The 19763-nt window shown below is 40.0% G+C and carries 17 protein-coding genes; 10 read left to right on the top strand and 7 right to left on the bottom strand.

The window, feature by feature from the left end:
• Positions 1-126 precede the first annotated feature (126 nt).
• A complete protein-coding gene (locus tag EV695_RS05830) occupies positions 127-354 on the top strand; it encodes a hypothetical protein (protein WP_131904949.1) in 228 nt (75 codons plus the stop codon).
• A gap of 132 nt (positions 355-486) precedes the next feature.
• Here EV695_RS05830 and hisC read toward each other — a convergent pair whose 3' ends face one another.
• The 5 genes from hisC to hemH all read right to left on the bottom strand — a co-directional run bounded on the left by hisC (position 487) and on the right by hemH (position 5506).
• Positions 487-1551 carry a histidinol-phosphate transaminase gene (gene hisC, locus EV695_RS05825; RefSeq protein ID WP_131904948.1) on the bottom strand — a complete coding sequence of 355 codons (1065 nt, stop codon included), beginning with the start codon at positions 1549-1551 and terminating at the stop codon, positions 487-489.
• A gap of 80 nt (positions 1552-1631) precedes the next feature.
• A complete protein-coding gene (locus EV695_RS05820; protein WP_131904947.1) occupies positions 1632-2501 on the bottom strand; it encodes an AEC family transporter in 870 nt (289 codons plus the stop codon).
• Complete coding sequence (locus tag EV695_RS05815; protein ID WP_131904946.1) at positions 2502-3425, bottom strand: lysophospholipid acyltransferase family protein; 924 nt, start codon at positions 3423-3425, stop codon at positions 2502-2504.
• Between the two features lie 207 nt (positions 3426-3632).
• Entirely contained in the window at positions 3633-4406 is a 774-nt protein-coding gene (locus EV695_RS05810) for a competence/damage-inducible protein A (protein ID WP_131904945.1), read from the bottom strand.
• Positions 4403-5506 carry a ferrochelatase gene (gene hemH, locus EV695_RS05805; RefSeq protein WP_243651484.1) on the bottom strand — a complete coding sequence of 368 codons (1104 nt, stop codon included), beginning with the start codon at positions 5504-5506 and terminating at the stop codon, positions 4403-4405. Before hemH ends, EV695_RS05810 begins: the two co-directional genes overlap by 4 nt.
• A gap of 165 nt (positions 5507-5671) precedes the next feature.
• On the opposite strand from hemH, the gene rpoZ reads away from it, so the two are divergent.
• The 6 genes from rpoZ (at position 5672) to yaaA (ending at position 10255) form a co-directional block, all read left to right on the top strand.
• On the top strand, positions 5672-5935 hold the full coding sequence (gene rpoZ / locus EV695_RS05800) for a DNA-directed RNA polymerase subunit omega (protein ID WP_131904943.1): 264 nt from the start codon (positions 5672-5674) through the stop codon (positions 5933-5935).
• Positions 5936-5998: 63 nt separating this feature from the next.
• On the top strand, positions 5999-8161 hold the full coding sequence (locus tag EV695_RS05795) for a RelA/SpoT family protein (RefSeq protein ID WP_131904942.1): 2163 nt from the start codon (positions 5999-6001) through the stop codon (positions 8159-8161).
• A gap of 19 nt (positions 8162-8180) precedes the next feature.
• The gene (locus tag EV695_RS05790) at positions 8181-8561 is read left to right on the top strand and encodes a RidA family protein (RefSeq protein ID WP_131904941.1); all 381 of its coding nucleotides are present in this window, start codon (positions 8181-8183) and stop codon (positions 8559-8561) included.
• Between the two features lie 39 nt (positions 8562-8600).
• Entirely contained in the window at positions 8601-9086 is a 486-nt protein-coding gene (gene coaD, locus EV695_RS05785; protein WP_131904940.1) for a pantetheine-phosphate adenylyltransferase, read from the top strand.
• Between the two features lie 132 nt (positions 9087-9218).
• Positions 9219-9467, top strand: a complete 249-nt coding sequence (locus EV695_RS05780) for a YfhL family 4Fe-4S dicluster ferredoxin (RefSeq protein ID WP_131904939.1) — start codon at positions 9219-9221, stop codon at positions 9465-9467.
• Positions 9468-9472: 5 nt separating this feature from the next.
• Positions 9473-10255: a peroxide stress protein YaaA gene (gene yaaA, locus EV695_RS05775; RefSeq protein WP_131904938.1), complete on the top strand. Its 783-nt coding sequence runs from the start codon at positions 9473-9475 to the stop codon at positions 10253-10255.
• Positions 10256-10324: 69 nt separating this feature from the next.
• On the opposite strand, the gene EV695_RS05770 is transcribed toward yaaA, so the two are convergent.
• Together EV695_RS05770 and EV695_RS05765 are read right to left on the bottom strand one after the other, a co-directional pair.
• Positions 10325-10882 carry a protein disulfide oxidoreductase gene (locus EV695_RS05770; protein ID WP_131904937.1) on the bottom strand — a complete coding sequence of 186 codons (558 nt, stop codon included), beginning with the start codon at positions 10880-10882 and terminating at the stop codon, positions 10325-10327.
• A gap of 175 nt (positions 10883-11057) precedes the next feature.
• On the bottom strand, positions 11058-15179 hold the full coding sequence (locus EV695_RS05765) for an Ig-like domain-containing protein (protein WP_131904936.1): 4122 nt from the start codon (positions 15177-15179) through the stop codon (positions 11058-11060).
• A 402-nt stretch (positions 15180-15581) separates the two neighbouring features.
• Here EV695_RS05765 and EV695_RS05760 point away from each other — a divergent pair, with 402 nt between their 5' ends.
• The 3 genes from EV695_RS05760 to rsmA all read left to right on the top strand — a co-directional run bounded on the left by EV695_RS05760 (position 15582) and on the right by rsmA (position 19745).
• Positions 15582-16004, top strand: coding sequence for a hypothetical protein (locus tag EV695_RS05760; protein WP_131904935.1), 423 nt, complete (start codon positions 15582-15584; stop codon positions 16002-16004).
• Positions 16005-16028: 24 nt separating this feature from the next.
• Complete coding sequence (locus tag EV695_RS05755) at positions 16029-18833, top strand: OmpA family protein (RefSeq protein WP_131904934.1); 2805 nt, start codon at positions 16029-16031, stop codon at positions 18831-18833.
• Positions 18834-18920: 87 nt separating this feature from the next.
• On the top strand, positions 18921-19745 hold the full coding sequence (rsmA, locus tag EV695_RS05750; RefSeq protein ID WP_131904933.1) for a 16S rRNA (adenine(1518)-N(6)/adenine(1519)-N(6))-dimethyltransferase RsmA: 825 nt from the start codon (positions 18921-18923) through the stop codon (positions 19743-19745).
• Positions 19746-19763: the final 18 nt, after the last annotated feature.

Raw genomic sequence — 19763 nt, 5'->3', positions numbered from 1 at the left:
AAACACGCTAAAAGCCTGTTATAGCGTGATTCAACGCTTCACAAAAGAAACAATATGAATTAATATAATGTGAACTAATACTAACAATTAGCAAATAAAAATTTCGGGCTTGAAATGAATTACTTAATGAAACTTAGTCTTGTGCTATGCCTATGTGTATCTGCACCAGCAACGTATGCACTCTCAGATTCTTTTTATTCGACTGGCGAAGATCTTGATTTTTTGATGGAAAGTCAAAGTACTTACGTGATTGAAGAAATTGAATATGAACTCCGCCAATTTATTTTGTATCGGAAAATTGAAGACCTTTTCTCTGATCCAACGGACGAATACTCAGGAATACTCGGCAACTGAGCCGTCAAATAAACCAATTAAAGCAGGGCGATGTTTATAAGCCACCCCCCTACTTTGAGGCACTTTTTTTAGAGTGCTCGGTATTTTTAGTGCCTTATAGGAAGATTTATACTTCAACCATTTATACTTCAACTAAAGAAGCTGTTTAAGTTTACCCATAAAGACATCCATATCTTCATCTGTACCAATTGTTATCCTCAAGAACCCATTGATTCGGGGCGCATTAAAATAACGCACGAGTACACCGTTTTCTTTTAAATCCAGATACAGTTTTTCTGCGTTTTTTTCTGGCTTGGCAAACACAAAATTCGCTTTAGACGGCAGCACGGTAAAACCTAAGTCTGATAAATCATCAGATACTCTTTCACGCGTCTTTATAATTCTGGAACAGCTCTCTTGAAAATATGCTCTGTCTTTTATTGAAGCTGCCGCACCGGCAATCGCTGCTCTATCTAATGGGTAAGCATTAAACGAGTTTTTCACCCTTTCCAGCGCTTCGATCATTTCCACCGAGCCAATCGCAAAACCAACACGTAAACCCGCCAATGAACGAGACTTGGAAAATGTTTGAGTCACTAATAGATTAGGGTAATCGTTGACTAAGGAAATGGCGGTACGCGCGCCAAAATCAACATAGGCTTCATCAATCACAACCGGCGATTCCGGGTTGGCTTTAAGAATTTTTTCAATTTCAACCAGCGTTAATGCTATACCTGTGGGCGCATTGGGGTTCGGAAAGATGATTGATCCCACTTCATCTGCCGTGGCCTCACTGTAATCATTCAGATCAATCGTAAAATCATCTGCAAGTGGAACCTGCTTATAATTGATATCAAATAATTTGCAGTAAGAAGGATAAAAGCTATAGCTGATATCAGGAAACAGTAGCGGTTTAGAGTGCTTGAGTAAGGCAACAAAGGCATGCGCCAACACTTCATCTGAACTATTCCCTACAAAGACCTGATCTGTCCAGACAGAATAGTATTCAGAAATAGCTTTCTTTAGCTCGAATGAATTCGGATCGGGGTACAAACGCATCGCCTCACCAGACGCCGCCCGCATTGCTTCAATCGCTAATGGAGATGGTGGATAGGGATTCTCATTAGTATTGAGTTTTGTATACTGCTGATCTTGCGGCTGTTCTCCGGCCGTATAAGGGCTGAGCTCGTGTGTGCGTTTACTCCAGAACTTACTCATGACAATTTCACTGACTAATTTTCAATGAGTTGATTATCAATCCTAAACCAAGGATTGGCAACAAGCTAAACGGATAAACTTTACTCGAGATACAGTAGCATCAATGCCAATGTGAACAGCGACAGAGCATTTCCAACAACGACCATAGATGCCACTTCAGTTGGTTGCTGATTGTATTTTTCGGCAAACATATAATTCAAAACAGCAGGAGGCAGAGTCGCGAATATCAACAGTTGTACACGCTGTGCAGGTTCTATCGGCATAAAGAGCAATAAACCAAAGGCAACTACAATACTAAATAGTGGACACAAAATTGCCCCTATCATTCCTAAGCGCCATGCACTTAAATCGACCGTCGTCATGCGCACGCCTAATGACACCAGCATCAATGGAATCGCAACTTGCGACAACATTTGAATTGGAATATGGATAACCTCGGGCATTTCCCAATGCGTGAAACTAATCACCAAACCGATAATAGTGGCGATATTTACCGGCATTTTGAGTAGGTTCCACCAAGATATTTTACCGCCAACGATATAAGTACCTAAAGTAAAATGCAGTAGATTAGACACTAGAAACAACACCACCGCAGCACTTAAAGCCTCTTCTCCAAATGCTAAGATAGCCAATGGCAATCCCATATTTCCACAGTTGTTAAACATCATGGAAGGGACAAACATAGGAACCGATAGCTTAAACGCTTTGGCAAAGGTGTAAGCCAATACGCCTGAAAGCAACACCACTAACAACCCTGCAATGGCAAGCAATTGATAGTCTATCAGGTTAAAACTTTTACGGGACAGGGCTTCGATCAAGAGCGCAGGTATGAAAATTTCCATATTGGTACGGTTGGCAAATTCCATGTCGACATGACGAAATTTGGCATACAGGTAACCAACAAGAATTAATACGAATATAGGGAATAGAACGGGAAATAAAATTGCCATTTAATACACTTTTGCCTCGCCCTCTGGGCGTGTTTTATACCATTTCATGGACCACATATACTGCTCTGGGTGTTGTCTAATGATAGCTTCAAGTGCTTGATTCATGTTTTGTGCATCAGCAGCGGCATCTTTAGAGGGGTAATTCTCTAATGGCTTAGAAATTTTGGCAATATATTTTCTTTTATCTTTATCATAGTAAGCAAATGTAGTTAGTGCTACAGCCTTTCCCATTTTTGCCAAACGCGCGGTTGTTGTTAGTGTTGATTTCTGTCTGCTGAAAAAAGGCACAAACACTGAATTATCCAGACCCAAATCTTCATCTGGCAGAAACACCATCAACCTTCCGGGCGACATTGATTTCACCAGCTTTCGCAAACCCTCATCTCTGGATACGACCAAGCTGGCATGACGGCAGCGACTTTTCGCGATGATCCAATCCATCACCGGATTTTTAGAAGTTTTGTAGGAGCCGAAGATGTCATATTCTGCGCCGATGGCCGTTGGCGCAAACTCCAGCATCACACTGTGTGCAAGCAAGATAATGACATTTTGTTGATTTTGAACGGCTTGCTCAATGTGCTCCTTCCCTTCAATCTCGATAAACTTGCTTAAGCGCTTGCGACTGGTAAAGATAATTAAGCTGTAATCAATTAAGCCACAGCCATACCATTCCATATTTTTCTGGGCTAAATCCTCTAACGCTTCTGAGCTTAATTCAGGGAAGGCAATCTCAAGATTTGAAATCACCGTATTTCGTCGCCGTGGACTTCTATACATGAAGCTTCCAATTCTGCGACCGACCATGTGCCGCACAGACGCAGGCATATATGAGATCAAGTAAAAAATACCGAGACCCACCCATGTGAGCCAGTATTTAGGGTGCATCAGTGAAGCGGTAAATTTAATCCCGCATTGCTGACTCATGAGTGCGCACCTGAAAAATCAGTGCTTTTATTTAAGGCAATGACACCCCCCCACTTACAGGCCTTTTTTTCTTTCTTGTTTGGCGCTATTTGGTTAAGGACTAACTTATTAATCGCTTTATTGACAAAGACCAAATAAGAGGAATTAAGCTTGGTTTTCAATGGATTTATTCGACATTCAACACTAATCATTACAACAAAAAACAAACTACTTGGCCTCTCTAAATTTGTACGCAACATCCATTGCTTGTAATTTTTCTTCCAGCCATTTGGCCGCTTTGGTGACATCTTCTTCTGGGCCTTTCAATCCAAAATCAATTAAATCACCTCTTCTCACCGTGCTCGGCAAGCTTGATAAATTAACCGCTTCGAACTTCTTTAATAATTCATTCATCATCGGCAACAAAACACTCTCTGGCGTACCCAGAATATCCCAGCGCCATTCGACATTAGGCGTATCATTTTTTAAGTGGGTGTAATAAGTATCAAGCACCCATTCAACCATTGGCCAAGCCATATCAGGAAAACCGGGCACAAAATGGTGATGCTCAATTTTAAAACCTGGCACTTGATTAACCGGATTAGGAATCATTGTGGCGTGTTCGGGCAAATCTGCCATTAATATCCGACTCGGATACGCACTTTCACCGAATTTATCTTCAATAAGTGCTTTTGCCTCAGGGTGACGAATAAACTTTTGATTAAACGCTTCAGAGGCTGCCGCTCGGGTTTGGTCATCTGGTGTGGCACCAATGCCGCCAAAACTGAAAACCACATCATTGAGGGCTTTGGTCTGTTTCAAATTAGCCACGATTTCTTCGCGAGTATCCACAATCATTCTGACCCAACTTAAAGACATCCCTCTGGCTTTTAATATCTCTATTACACGGGCCATGTGCTTGTCTTGACGAGAACCGTTAAGCAGCTCATCCCCAATCAAAATCAAACCGATTTTTTGATCTGTGGAGACCGCGTTACTCATAGTTTCGCCCCATGTTTTTGCGCCTGCTTCTTGGAAATTTCACTTTGTTTTTCCGCGTTTGAAGCCTGCCAGTCACTTTCTGTTTCAGGCCAGCCTTGGGTATGCTGTTGAACAATGTCTGCCAACGCTTTTACATGCTCCGGGTTATCATTTAATGCAGGAATATATTGATAATCCTGACCTCCGGCCTCCATGAAATAGCCGCGGTTTTCCATGTTAATTTCTTCCAGTGTTTCAATACAATCAGAAGGAAAACCCGGGCAAACGACATCAACTGATTTAATCCCTTCGGCAGGCATTTCACTAAGGGTTTTATCAGTATAAGGTTTTAGCCACTCTGCCTTGCCAAATCGTGACTGAAAGGTAAGTTTCCACTCACTTTCTTTCAAGTCCAGTTTTTCTGCCAGTAACCGCCCCGTCTTGTGACAATGGCAAAAGTAAGGGTCTCCCAATTCTAAATTTCTCTTCGGTAAACCATGGAAAGACATGAGCAATACTTCGCTTCGCTTATTCGTTTTCCAAAAATCCTTCACGCTTTCTGCCAAAGCGTTGATATACGAGGGATGATCATGATATTGCGCAACGAAACGTAGTTCTGGTATCCATCGTCTAGCACTGAAGACTTTGAAAATCTCATCAAAACTGGTGGCGGTTGTGGTGGCTGAATACTGCGGATACAAAGGCAAAATAAGTACTCGTCTTACGCCTTTTTCCTGTAGTTTATCAATGCCTGCCTGTATATCTGGATCGCCATAGCGCATGGCTAATTCGATATGCACCGGACCACTAAATCGGGATTCCATTTCTTTTTGCAATAGCTTTTGCTGACGTAAGCTGTAATGCATCAGAGGAGAACCTTCATCCATCCAGACTTTTTTATAATTTCTTGCGCTGGCTTCTGGGCGTCGCGGCAAAATAAATCCGTACAGAATAGGAAGCCACACTAACTTTGGTATTTCGATCACACGACCATCTGACAAAAACTGTTTCAAAAAACTTCTGACGGAGGATTTTGTCGGTTCTTGCGGTGTCCCAAGATTAATTAAAAGGACACCTGTACTCTCAGATTTCCCATGAAAAAAAGTCTTGTCACTCTTCACTTTTGCCACTTTTAGGTCTCAGGATAGAAAAAAAGCAGAATAACATAAAATTAATCCATTATTAGCGCTCTATTAGTCGGATAATCGCTAACTAACTCTTATCTTTTTATAGTTTGGCGTTTATACTGGAGGTTATATTTTAATGAATTTTTTAAAGGTGTAATCATGGCCCGTGTAACAGTAGAAGATTGTTTAGAGTTTGTAGACACAAACTACGAATTAGTATTAAAAGCCTCTAAGCGCGCAAGAGATATTGCCGATGGCGCTCAACCACTTGTTGAAGAAGATAACGACAAGCCTGTAGTTATTGCATTACGTGAGATCGCAGAAAACGTGAGCGTAGAAAGCGCTGCTGAATTAGAAGCTCCTCATGAAATGACATTAGATCAAGACCAGTCTCAAGAACCTGTTGAAATTAGTATTGGTTAATAAGTTTTTTATTCAGCTTCCTTGCACCTTAGTTTTTAAAAGCTGAGTAAAGAGCACCAGATTATGTCCGAGGAAGCCAAACCACCTCTAATTAAGGCATCCGATCTTACGGAGGTAGTTTCGCGCTACATGAGCGCTGAAGACATCAGTAGAGTCTACAGCGCTTTTCTCTTAGCCGCAGAAGCGCATGAAGGCGTTGTTAGAAAGTCCGGCGAATTTTATATTTTTCACCCCCTCGAAGTTGCCCACACACTGGCAGAATTTCACATGGACGCCGACACTGTCTGTGCCGCGTTGCTACATGATGTTATTGAAGACACCGATTTTTCCAAAGAAGATATAACGAAGCAATTTGGCAAAGTAGTTGCCGACCTGGTTGACGGCGTTACAAAACTTGCAGGTGGTGAATTTAACACCAAACAAGAAGCCGCAGCTGCTAGCTTTCAGAAAATGATGGCAGCTATGACTCAAGATTATCGAGTCGTTTTGATTAAACTTGCCGACCGGCTACACAATGTAAAAACACTGGGCGTAAGAAGCCCCGCATCGCGCCGACGAATCGCCAAAGAAACCTTAGACATTCATGTACCACTAGCCCGACGCATGGGAATGAACACCATGCGCAAAGATCTACAAATCAATGCCTTCAAACACTTACACCCCTGGCGCGCCAAACTACTGGCACAAGCATTAGAGAAATTTAATGCGGATAACGAAGAAAAACATCAGGAAATTGTTTCTAATATTTCCCAAGCCTTATCTGAAAACAACCTTAAAGCTCAAGTATTCCGCTGGAATAAAAACATCTACAAAGTCTACAAACGCATAGAAAGAAGCAATGGTAGAAAGCGCATCATCAATAGCAAAGAAGCGCTTGAAGTTAGAGTTTTAGTTGATACAACCAACGAATGCTATCTGACATTAGGCATTCTACATCAGCTATTTCACCCTAAACTGGGCTCTTTTAAAGATTTCATTGCAACCCCTAAAGGCTATGGTTTCCAAGCGTTGCAAACTGCTCTGTTAACACCTCAAAGACAGCTGATTTTTGTACAAATACAAAGCCATGAAATGTACCAGATTGCTCAATACGGTATCGTGGCACCTAAACGCTATCCAGAATTACTAAAGTCTTCCGATAAGTCACAAATGTATCTCAATCGATGGTTACAGCAAGTCGAAGAAATACAGAAAGTTACTGGGAATGCCGCAGAATTTCTGGAGGACATGAAAGCTGATTTATTCTTAAGCGAAATATATGTATCAACTCCCCGAGGGGAGGTAAAAGTTTTACCCAAAGGTGCAACCCCCATTGATTTTGCTTACTCAATTCATACTGAAGTTGGTGACAAATGTGTTTCTGCAGTTATCGATGGTGAACCTGCAAGACTCAATACGGCTTTACCCAATGGCGCTACAGTTTTAATTCTTACCGATGAAGAAGCTACGCCTCATTCGTCCTGGTTAAATTATGTGATTACGGCAAAAGCCCGCTCGTCTATTCGCGGCTGGATAAATAAACGTAAAACACATGAGTTCTTATCTTTAGGCAAACAGATCCTTGATAAAGCATTACAACCTTATAACCACACATTAAAGTCCATACCTAAAGAAAACTTTGATTTAACACTCAAGGCCCTCGACCTTAAAAACACTGACGCCTTATATATCAGCGTAGCAAAAGGCAGCCAATCGGCAAAGTTAGTGGCTAGGCGTTTACTTAATGATGATCGATTGATTCCGCTCAGCGAAGAAGAAAATAAAGATCAGCTATTACTCATCAAAGGAACCGAAGGGCTTGCTGTACACCTACAGCCCTGCTGCTACCCTATTCCCAATGATATGATCGTCGCAAGGCTTGATGAGCAAAGTGGTTTAGAAGTACACCGTGCAAATTGTCCCGCTTTATCACGTAACTCACGCCTCAATCAAAAAGATATTTTCAGTATCGCCTGGGTTGATGATACTAGCCAGGAAAGTCATTTTCTTGCTGCATTAAATGTGCAGGTAAGAAATCGGGTTGGCGTACTTTCACACATTACTGACCTGTTAGAGAAAATGCAGGTTAATATAGAAGATATAAATATCAGCGGTGATCGTGATATAAAAGACATGTATTTTTTAATACAAGTTAGCGACGCAAATCACCTTAGAAAAATTGCAGAAGCTATAAATAACCTACATCATGTACTTGATGTTGCCAGAGTTTTCGAAAAAACCAGTTAATACATTATTAGGATTTAAAATGAGCAAGGAAATAATTTCAACGACAAATGCACCACAAGCTATAGGCACTTATTCTCAAGCTGTTAAAGTTGACAATACGGTTTATATTTCAGGGCAGATTCCTTTAGTACCTGAAACAATGGAAGTTGTTGAAGGCGATTTCGCTGAAAACGCACGCCAAGTCTTCAGAAACCTGGCTGCTATAACAGAAGCTGCAGGCGGAACAATTAACGATATAGTAAAAATCAATATTTTCTTAACGGACCTGAGTAACTTTGCAACCGTAAATGAAGTCATGGCTGAGTTTATGTCACAACCTTATCCTGCGCGTGCCGCTTTACAAATATCAGCACTGCCTAAAGGTGTTGAAATTGAAGCTGATGCAGTAATGGCGCTCTAATAGATAGAGTTAAACAAACATTTGAAGTTAGAGATTGATATGACCAATAGAGACAATAAAACAGCAATTTATCCTGGGACTTTTGACCCTATTACTAATGGTCATATTGATCTCGTTCAACGTGCTGGAAAAATGTTTGACGATGTTATTGTGGCGATAGCAACCAACTCCAAAAAGAATCCTAAGTTCTCTCTAGAGGAACGCATAGATATGGCAGAGAAAGCATTAGCAGATTGCCCTAATGTCAGAGTAAAAGGATTCAAAGAGTTACTCGTTGATTTTGCAAAAAAAGAAAATGCCATGGTATTAATACGGGGCTTACGCGCGATCTCAGATTTCGAATACGAGTTCCAGCTTGCCAGCATGAATAGAAATCTGGCACCTGATATTGAATCAATATTTATGATGCCCGCAGATGAATATTCATTTATCTCTTCTTCTCTTGTAAAAGAGGTTGCGTCACTTGGTGGTGATGTTTCTAACTTTGTTCACCCGCTAGTGAATGAAGCCTTAAAAAACAAATAGTGTAGACTCTCTATTTGCTTTTCCCATTATCATCCTTATATAAGCATATATTGATAAAGGTTACTGTTTTTTTAATGGTGTACTGTTAAAATCACACCAAATATACGACTAGCTAAGAAATAAGGATTTCAGATGTCATTATTAATTACTGATGAATGCATCAACTGCGATGTATGCGAACCAGAATGCCCTAATGAAGCGATTTACATGGGTGAAGAAATATACGAAATAGATAAGGACAAATGTACAGAGTGCGTGGGACATTACGATGAACCACAATGTGTTGAAGTTTGTCCAGTTGATTGTATTCCAAAAGATCCAAACAACGAAGAAACCGAAGACCAGTTAATGCTCAAGTATGAGAGATTAATGGCTGAATAAATTTTATGATAATTACTCTCTCTCCATCCAAAGGACAAGATTTTGAAACCCCGACACCCTCGGATATTCACACTCTTCCTGATCAACTCGCTGATTCACAACTTCTGATCAATGAAGCTAAAAAGCTCAGTTCGGAAGATGTCAGTGAGCTTATGGATGTGAGCGAGAATATATCAAATTTGAATGTTCAACGATTTCAAGACTGGAATCGTGACTTTAATACACAAAATGCCAAAGCAGCTCTGTTTGCTTTCAAAGGTGACGTGTATTCGGGTATTCAAAAAGAGAGCTATAACGACGATGATTTAGCCTACGCACAAAACCATCTTAGAATTTTATCCGGCCTATATGGCGCACTTCGTCCTATGGACCTTATTCAACCCTACCGCCTAGAAATGAAGACCAGACTAAAAAACCCACGTGGTGATAATCTGTACCAATTCTGGGGCGATAAAATAACTCAGCAGTTAAATGAAAGCCTGGAAGGACAAACCGAAAAAGTCCTTATCAACCTGGCTTCTAACGAATACTTTAAATCAGTAAAGCCTAAGATTTTAGATGGCAAAATTCTATCTGTTAATTTTAAAGAAACTAAAGATGGAAAAACGCGAGTAATCGCTATTTTTGCTAAAAAGGCTCGTGGAATGATGGCAGATTTCATTTTAAGAAATCGCATTGAGCATCCTGAAGATATCAAGGACTTTGGTTCGGATGGCTATAAATTTGATGCTAAAGAATCAACAGATAACAACTGGGTGTTTTCAAGGCCACAACCAGCTAAGAAGTAAGAAAATCTCTAGCAAATTAGACGCGGATTAAGGGTTTATACACCCCCCTACTTACGGGCACATTTTTTATTAATCAGCGTTCTTAATTTTAAATTTATCAGCCCACCACATTCTTGCTCTTAAACCCCATCCACTCGTTAAACCAACTTCTGTAAATCGTATGTTTCCATTTCCATCGATAATGTAACTTGTTGGTACACCTTTAACGCCAAATAGATCTGCCAACCTACTGTCAGCATCGATGATTGTTGGCCAGCTTTCTATGCCTTTTTCTTGCATATGCTTAACGACTTCGTCTTTATCACCGGATTGGTAAGCAACACTCAATACCGACCAATCTTGTTGAATATCGGTAATACTGCTTTCTTCAAACTCACAAAAAGGGCACCAGCTCGCCCAGAAATGAAGCAATAAAGGCTTTCCCGTATAGTCTTCAAGATTCACTGTTTTGCCATCAATCATGACACTTTGAAAGCTTGGGGCAACTCCGCTCACCAAGTCTTTTTGTTGCCAGGCTCGAATTCCGACAACTATACCTACGATTAAAAGTATTTCAATTAGAAAACGAAACCATCGTCGTTTTCTGGATGCTTTTACTGGCGTATTACTCGTTTTATTCTTGGACATGATTAAAGGGGATTTATAAATTTTAAGAAGCTTAACATAGCTAAGAATTCCAACGTTAATATCCTTGAAGATTTCAAACTAAGTTTTTTATGAAGTCTATAAACAAAAAAAAGCCACAGTATAAACTGTGGCTTTTCCGATCATCCTTGATCAATTTACATCCTACTAACTCGGTTTAATTACACTTGTAACCAGTAGCACATCCTTCGACAACATCTACATAGATCAATGCAGCAGTGCCTTCACCTTTATTAGGACCTGTCGTATTCACGATGTCGTACCAGAAGCTATCCGAACCTGTGTATCCTGGGTTTGGAGTGTAAGTTACCTTACTACCAGTAAAAGTAACTGTTCCGTTCTTAGGAGCATCAACTGCGATGATTTTAATACCCGAACCAGTATCATTACGTAGAGGGTGTATATCTACAGAGGTGTCTTGATTCGTCATAACATCATCAGGCTCAGCATTAATAGTTCCACCTGATACACCTTTAAGACTTATGTCAACCGTGGCAGAAGCAGTGTGGCCTGCACCATCAGAAATTGTGTAAGTAAAGCTATCTGAACCACCTTTGCCACAAGTATCTGGGTTAGGCGTATAAACGATCATTCCACCTACGATTGAAGCCATAGCTCCAATACTTACACCATCTACTCCAATAATACTCAAAACATCATCTGCGTCAGCGTCTGTGTCATTATTTAGCACATCTATATTAATGGCACTACAAGCTGCTGTAGCTGAATCATCTTTCGCAATCGGAGCCGTATTAGCTGGTCCCTCTACTGTGACTGTTACAGTCGCAGTATCTGTATTTCCAGCAGCATCTGTCACTTGGTAAGTAAACGTCTCAACACCAATGAATCCTGTTGCCGGGGTGTACTTAATTTCATCACCTACGATACTAACGGTTCCACCTTTAGTTGGTGTACTAAGCGACCCAGGAACTAATTCAGCATCATCATCATCGTTACTTAGAACATCAATAGTCAGAGGAGTATTTAAGTCAGTTGTTCTAACATCATTCTTAGCATCAACTGATTTGTCAGTCTCTAAAATGGTTACTGTTACCGTTGCAGTATCTACATTTCCTGCTGCATCCGTGATCTGATAAGTAAATGTATCTGTACCAACATAACCTGGTGCTGGCGTGTACATAACCTGACCACCAACGATACTAACAGTACCACCATTTGCTGGAGTACTTAAAGAGCCTGCAACGATAGTTGCATCTGAATCATCATTAGCTAGAACATTAATTTTGATAGACTCATCTTTATTAGTCGTTTCAGAATCATTCTCTGCATTTACAGATGTATCTGTCTCTTCGATCGTTACTGTCACAGTTGCAGTATCAACATTTCCTGCTGCATCCGTTACTTGGTAAGTAAAGGTATCTGTACCAACGTAACCTGGTGCTGGTGTGTATAGAACCTGACCACCAACGATACTAACCGTACCACCATTTGCTGGAGTGCTTAAAGAGCCCGCTACGATAGTTGCATCTGAGTCATCATTAGCTAGAACATTAATTTTGATAGACTCATCTTTATCAGTCGTTTCAGAATCATTCTCTGCATTTACAGAAGTATCAGTTTCGGTAATCGTCACTGTAACTGTTGCAGTATCTACATTTCCTGCTGCATCTGTTACCTGATAAGTAAATGTATCTGTACCAACGTAACCTGCTGCTGGAGTGTATAGAACTTGTCCACCAACGATAGTAACTGTACCGCCGTTTTCTGGGGTGCTTAAAGAACCAGGAACAATCGTTGCATCTGAGTCGTCATTAGCTAGAACATTAATCGTGATAGGTGAATCTTTATCAGTTGTTCTTGTATCGTTTACAGCATTAACAGAAGTATCCGTTTCAGTGATTGTTACCGTTACTGTTGCAGTATCAACATTTCCGGCTGCATCTGTCACCTGGTAAGTAAAGGTATCTGTACCGACATATCCCGCTGCTGGTGTATATAAAACTTTACCATCAACAATACTTACTGTGCCGCCATTTGTAGGTGTGCTTAATGAGCCGGGTACGATAGTTGCATCTGCATCATCGTTCGACAACACATCAATCGTAACAGGTACATCTTTACCCGTATTTTTGGTGTCATTTGCAGCATTAACAGAATCGTCAACTGGACCATTAACAGTGATAGTTACTGTTGCCGTCGCTACGTTGCCGCTTGGATCTTCAACTTCATACGTTAATGTATCAGTTCCTGTGAAGTCTGCATTAGGCGTGTAAACGATTTGGTCATTAACGATAATTGCAGTTCCGTTAGAAGGACCAGTAACGATACGTGTAATTGAAGCATCCGCATCATCATTATCAAGCACATCAATTGTTACCGCTTGACCTTGGTCTGTGGTAGCCGAATCATTTGCTGCTTTAACTGTGTCATCTACTTCTGCATCTACAGAAACCGTTACAGTTGCAGTATCCGTACCACCATTTCCATCAGAAATCGTGTAAGTAAACTCATCATCTATTCCACATGTGCCAGCATTTGGTGTGTATTCAAATACACCATTAGACACTTGAGTAACTGTACCATTTGCAGGCTGGGTAAATCCAATTACAGACAATGCATCATTATCAGCATCACTGTCATTACCTAGTGCATTAATAGTTACCGGACCGCCATTACAAGATACTTTAGTTGAGTCATCTACAGCTACTGGACCATTGTTACTATTACCTAGCGTGCTGCCTTCAGTTGTCTCATAAGTATTGATATTTCTATCATGCTTAATGTTGTTATGCAGTGCACGCTTGATCCATGCAGGAGATGTAGGTATTGCTTCTGTTCTCCAAACTACACGAGGACTTCCCGCTTTACCATTATCAATCATTACATTCTTAGAACCAGCAGGAACATTCTTAAAGCCTGTAGCTACTTGACGTGTACCTGTTTGAACATTTTGTGTCTCTGTTCTGTAACCTGTTTTGTAAATTTGCTTCTCAGAAACATACTCGATATCAACACGACGGTTTTTGAAGTCTTGATCAGGAGTACGTGGGTACTTTGGATGTCCTTTACCTAAACCACGTGCAACTAAATGATCAGGGTTAAATCCGTTCTTGATTAAGAAGTTTTTAACCGCTTTCGCACGCTTCTCAGATAGGATTTGGTCATATACTGGATCACCTAGACCACATGTATTACCTGTAATTCTGATAGAACCTTTATATCCTGACTTACGAATTTGAGCTGCAATTTGCTTCAAACGAGTTTGAGCAGAAGGAATAAGCTTAGAGCTATTCAATTTAAAGAAAGTCTGACCTTCGAGCTCCATAGTGCTCTTCACTAATTGCTTGTAAGGCTTCTTAACTGTTTTCTTACCATATACAGGAACAGTCTTATACGTAGGAACACGCTTAAATTGTTGCTTCTGTACATAACGTGGAGGAGTCGCTTTTCCAGGAACTTCTACACGAACACGACGGTAACGTCTATCAGGCTGATAAATACTTGCACCACCGAAGTCATACTTATAACCAAGTCTACCCGTTACATCAGTATCATCTGTTCCACCATCTAGGTAACCACCAGATTGCTTAGAACCAGCTACATCTAAAGATACGCTATGTCCTGTTCCCTGGAAGAATTTTTCTATACCAGCAGAAAGCGTTGTATTTCTAGCATCTTTCTCACCAACACCAACTTTATCACTCCACTCATGGTCTAAACCCGCACGAACACGCAAGTTAGCTTCTGGAATGAATTTACCAACACTACCACCAGCGCCCCATGCGTATGCACGATCAGAAACGCCATTGCTTCGAGTATTTTGTCTGCCTGAAAGCCCTTTACTTACGTGACCTTCCCAGAATAAATGCTCATTTTCCTGGCCGTAACCAACTGTTGCTTTTTCATGATCATCTTCATTACGATCATAAGCAGCGAATACTTTATTAACTCGTGTAGCACGACCTGATGCATCACGTGATACCCAGTTGTGATTAATTTGTGCACCACGACCTAGCAGGCCTTTTTCGTCGCCTTGCAAGTCATATCCAGCCCATAAACCAGCACTTGTGCTGTGATTATCGCTTTCAGAAAGTACTTGATTGAATTCAACGTCAGTATCACCTTCATCTGTAATACCAAATCCAATCTGTGTGTTACCACCAACATATTCGTGGTTGGCTCTATTTACTTGTTTAGCATCTTGATATTGCTGACTTCCTGCTACAGGTCCTGCTGTAGCTTGAGTTGCTAATATAGCTGCTGAACTAAAAACAAACGGTAAATATGCCCATTTGTATGTTGTAGTTTTATTTCTCATTACTTTTCTCTCTATACAAAGTTAATAGGTGTAAATAATCATCGCTTCATACATTGGGTCGATGGCTATCTACCGCTTACGTCCAATACGCATTTAGCATGTGAGAATTATCTAATGAGTTGTAATGTGAAAGAATTCCACCTGTCAGAGCAAATAGGCGATTAGTACCTTTCATCAGTGAATTGATGCCAGTATTTTTACAAGCAAGATCAAACAAGCTTATTTATTAATCCAATTTGAGAATGCAATCTGAACTTTAGGTATACTGATGACACGTAGTTATATGGCTTGAATGTAGACTAGTTTTTGAGAAATAAGAGAATCAATTTTAGTTCTCGTATATATTTGATTGTGAACAATTTCACGCTTGAAATTACAATCCTTTATAGGAAGGGTACTAGCATGTTTATTTTTAAAATTTTTCCACTTTTTGCTTTTTTACTAATAGCATTCTGGGGGCTACATCAAATAGGCTACTTCCCTGAAAGATTAAATCATGTGTTATTCCATGTTGGTTTGCCATCAGGGTCAGTTTGGAAGCCTACCTGGAGTGATGTAGTAACGTTGACTGGTCTTATCACACTGTATATTGAGATATTTAAATCAACTCGGACATCAAGTATCTCAATCGTAGATCACACTTTATCTACCATTGTATTTGTAGGATTTCTTGTATCCTGGATGGTATTTCCCTGGTCTATTGGCGACAAAGGGGACTCTACATTTCTATTTTTAACCATAATGTCATTTATAGATGTTATAGCTGGTTTCACAATCACAATAGCCGCGGCACGTCGCGATTTTGCTCTAGGCGGCAGAGAATAATTTATATAATTTTGGAGGCATTTAATGCACGTAACTATCAAAACATTGTTAATAAGCAGCTTTTTAGGCTTAACAATTCAACAAAGTAACGCAGAAGGTTATCCACAAAATTTTGAAATGCCCTCTCCCATCTGGGGAAACAATCATGGCCTTATAGCCTGGGGAGACTGCGTACCAGTTCCTGTTGCACCAATAAACATGCCTCATGCAATCTACCCAATGGAAAACTTAGGAAGCAATATCGGTTTTCCACAACCTGTGCCGATACCAGAAGTAATACCATACCCTACTCAGAATGAACCCCTTGGCTTACTGCCACCTCCAAGCCCTTTTTTCAATACTGCTCCGCCTATTCAAGCCAAAACTCAAACATCAGCCCCAGAGTTGCAGCACAAATGCGCAAGTGACGAAAAACTCCAAAACTTACAACAAAAATATGATGCAGCATCATCGGCATCGAAACAGAAAATTGCAGAATTGAATCAAGTTATTGCAGATACACAAAACCAATTCTCCGATAGTCAAAAAATAATTAGTGCCGGTAGTAATGAAAACATCGCACTAAAAGAAAAGGTAAACGAGCTAGAAAAACAGATATCTGATTTCAAGGCCACACAAGCCAAATCAGATACTGAAGCAAACAAAGAAAAACAAGTACTAGAAGAGTTAAACAAGACAATAAGCAACCTTGAAGTTGCTAATAAAGATTTACAAGCTCGCTTATCAACTGCTGAAGAACAGGCAGGGTCTCAAGCTCTCATGATTACTTCTTTAAAACAAAGTGATGCAGAACTGAATACTTTAAAAAGTGATTTCATAGCAAAGGATGATGAAACAACCACGTTAAAAACTGAGTTAGAAAAACTAGATAATGATTACAAATCTCTACAGTCGCAGTTTGCCTCTTTAGAAACCGAAGCTAGTAACCAAGCAAGAAAATTAACCGCACTTGGACAATCCGATGTGGAATTAACGGCTCTTAAAAGTGCTTACAAAGATAGAAGTGAAGAGGTAGCCACACTAAAAGAGAAACTGGCAAAACTAGACGATGAATATAAAACATTACAGTCTAAGTTTGCGTCATTAGAAAGTGAGGCAAGTAATCAGGCGAGAAAATTAACCGCATTAGCTCAAACAGATGTCGAACTCACAGCATTAAAAAGCACTTTTAAAGAACGCAATGAAGAAAACATGCAGCTCAAAGATAGTCTTTCGAAACTTGATGGCTTTAACAAGTCATTGAGTTCTCAGTTAATGCAAACACAAAGTGAAGCTGCTAGCACCTTACAGAAACTCAATATTTTAAGTCAATCAGCAGCCGAGCTAACTGCTTTAAAAAACACATTCAAAGAGCGAAACGACGAAAACACGCTACTTAAGCAACAGTTAGCCGAACTTGATAAAGAAAAATCCAACATTCAAACACTTTTCGATACTGAAAAAACAGCCATCACATTAAAATCAACTCAGGCCAAAGAAACAATTGATAAGTTACAAAAAGAGCTGAGTGCAGCAAAAGATGCCAGTATTAGCTTTAAAAGCCAGCTTGATTTAGCCAACAAAAACGCAAGCGAGCAAACAAGGAAAATTACAGCGCTGACTCAAGCATCCAATGAGCTGACCGCATTACAAAGCGCATACAAAGAACGTAATGACGAAAACGTTGCGCTTAAGAAACAATTATCCGAGCTTGATAACTCATATAAATCACTACAAGCAAAGCTAGAAACAGCCACAGCTAATATCAGCACACAAACGACTAAATTAACTGCTTTAGGAAAATCTACGGCAGAACTAGAAGCACTAAAAAGCACCTACTCAAAACTCAACGAAGAAAATGCATTACTTAAAAAACGCTTATCAGAGCTTGATAATTCCCATAAGACACTGAAATCTCAACTCTCAACAGCGACTGCTAGCATTAGCTCTCAAACCAGAAAACTAACCGCTTTTGGAAAATCAGCAGTTGAACTTGACGCGCTAAAAAGTGCTTATAAAACCAAGAACGATGAAAATACCGCACTCAAGCAAAAACTTGATGAACTCTCTGCAGCTCAACAAACGGCGAATTCTCGTAAACTCGAAATAGATAAGTTACAAGCTAAACTAAAAGAATCTGAAGACGCAAAAACGTCTTTATTAGAAAAAATCTCGACTTTGGAAAATAACTCATCTGAGCAAAGCCAAAAAATAGCCACTTTAATGGCAACCACCAGCGAATTAGATGCACTGAAAAGTGCGTATAAAGACTTAAGCTCTAAAGAGGACGATTTAAGTGCAAAGCTAAAAGCTGCAACGGCTGATTCTGACAATGATAGTGTCATTGATAGCAAAGATAAGTGCCCAGCAACACCTTCGGGACAGGAAGTAAATATAGAGGGCTGTCCAAATATTGTCGACACTGACAAAGATGGTATAGCCGATGCAAATGACCTTTGCCCAACATCAGAAGCTGGCTCAGAAGTTAATGGATTTGGCTGTACTCCGACCGAAAATATCACACTAAAAGGTGTTAACTTTGCCACTGGTTCGGCAAATTTAACACCAAGCTCGCTCCCAATAATCAAAGCTGCAGCTGCTACGATTAAACAAAACCCTAATTTAAATATTGAGGTTGCTGGCTACACTGACAATCAAGGACTTGCTTTAGTGAACAAACGCTTATCAAAACGCAGAGCAAATTCAGTGATGATTGAATTAATCAAACAAGGCGTTAATGCAAACAAACTAACCGCAAGCGGCTATGGTGAAAAAGAGCCTGTTGCTGACAATAAAACTGAAAGTGGACGTGCAAATAATCGTCGCGTTGAATTAAAAATCATTAACTAATCTCTTTCAAAGAAACAGTAACAAAGCGATAGAACAGGTTATAATTAGCCCCCTTTTTGGGGGCTTAATTTTTTCCGGAGTAAATACATGCAGGACTACAAAACAAAAAAACGCTTCGGACAACATTTTCTGAACGATCACTCTGTGATTGAAAAGTTGATCTATGAAATTAACCCTAAACCCAATGAAAAAATTGTTGAAATCGGCCCAGGTCTTGGCGCATTAACATTTCCACTTCTAGATAAAATAGATTCGCTTAACGTTGTGGAAATAGACAGAGATGTGATTGCCCGACTCCAGCAAAAGAATAATCCTAAACTCAATATTCATGGCGTCGATGCTTTGAAGTTCGATTTTAGAACCTTACTTCAAGATGAAAGCAGTGACACGAAGTTAAGAGTAGTAGGTAATCTCCCTTACAATATTTCCACGCCACTCATCTTTCATTTGCTTGAATACAGACATCAAATATCTGATATGCACTTTATGTTACAAAATGAAGTGGTTAATAGGATAACAGCGGATCCTGGCTCAAAAACCTTTGGTCGACTTTCTGTAATGGTCCAATATTTTTGCAATTGTGAATACTTGTTTTTTGTCGGGCCAGAATCATTTTCACCGCCGCCTAAAGTTGACTCTGCTATTTTAAAGTTAACACCGTGGGACAAGCCTCCTCATCAAGCGAATGACGAGGAACATCTGTCTCGATTAGTAGCACAAGCCTTTTCAATGAGACGCAAAACACTGCGCAATAATTTGAAGAAAATGCTGACTGCCGAGCAAATTGAAGCTGCTGGGATAGACCCTTCTTTAAGGGCAGAAAGCCTGAGTGTGAAAGACTTTGTTACTCTTAGTAATATTGAGAGCAATATTGAGAGCAATATTGAGAGCAAGAATGACAGTAAAAAATAAAATAGCATCAAAACCTAA

The sequence above is a fragment of the Cocleimonas flava genome (genome assembly GCF_004339015.1).
In the GTDB taxonomy this organism is placed as follows: Bacteria; Pseudomonadota; Gammaproteobacteria; order Thiotrichales; family Thiotrichaceae; genus Cocleimonas; species Cocleimonas flava.
Note: the sequence above shows the minus strand (reverse complement) of the source record. Positions and strands in the feature narration are given on the sequence as shown.

Bases quoted from the DNA above. Each gene is read 5' to 3' on its own strand.
- EV695_RS05780 (WP_131904939.1), top strand. From the start codon at position 9,219: ATGTCATTATTAATTACTGATGAATGCATCAACTGCGATGTATGCGAA.
- EV695_RS05765 (WP_131904936.1), bottom strand. From the start codon at position 15,179: ATGAGAAATAAAACTACAACATACAAATGGGCATATTTACCGTTTGTT.
- EV695_RS05820 (WP_131904947.1), bottom strand. From the start codon at position 2,501: ATGGCAATTTTATTTCCCGTTCTATTCCCTATATTCGTATTAATTCTT.
- EV695_RS05760 (WP_131904935.1), top strand. From the start codon at position 15,582: ATGTTTATTTTTAAAATTTTTCCACTTTTTGCTTTTTTACTAATAGCA.
- EV695_RS05770 (WP_131904937.1), bottom strand. From the start codon at position 10,882: ATGTCCAAGAATAAAACGAGTAATACGCCAGTAAAAGCATCCAGAAAA.
- rpoZ (WP_131904943.1), top strand. From the start codon at position 5,672: ATGGCCCGTGTAACAGTAGAAGATTGTTTAGAGTTTGTAGACACAAAC.
- EV695_RS05795 (WP_131904942.1), top strand. From the start codon at position 5,999: ATGTCCGAGGAAGCCAAACCACCTCTAATTAAGGCATCCGATCTTACG.
- EV695_RS05755 (WP_131904934.1), top strand. From the start codon at position 16,029: ATGCACGTAACTATCAAAACATTGTTAATAAGCAGCTTTTTAGGCTTA.
- yaaA (WP_131904938.1), top strand. From the start codon at position 9,473: ATGATAATTACTCTCTCTCCATCCAAAGGACAAGATTTTGAAACCCCG.
- coaD (WP_131904940.1), top strand. From the start codon at position 8,601: ATGACCAATAGAGACAATAAAACAGCAATTTATCCTGGGACTTTTGAC.
- EV695_RS05790 (WP_131904941.1), top strand. From the start codon at position 8,181: ATGAGCAAGGAAATAATTTCAACGACAAATGCACCACAAGCTATAGGC.
- hisC (WP_131904948.1), bottom strand. From the start codon at position 1,551: ATGAGTAAGTTCTGGAGTAAACGCACACACGAGCTCAGCCCTTATACG.
- EV695_RS05830 (WP_131904949.1), top strand. From the start codon at position 127: ATGAAACTTAGTCTTGTGCTATGCCTATGTGTATCTGCACCAGCAACG.
- EV695_RS05810 (WP_131904945.1), bottom strand. From the start codon at position 4,406: ATGAGTAACGCGGTCTCCACAGATCAAAAAATCGGTTTGATTTTGATT.
- rsmA (WP_131904933.1), top strand. From the start codon at position 18,921: ATGCAGGACTACAAAACAAAAAAACGCTTCGGACAACATTTTCTGAAC.
- EV695_RS05815 (WP_131904946.1), bottom strand. From the start codon at position 3,425: ATGAGTCAGCAATGCGGGATTAAATTTACCGCTTCACTGATGCACCCT.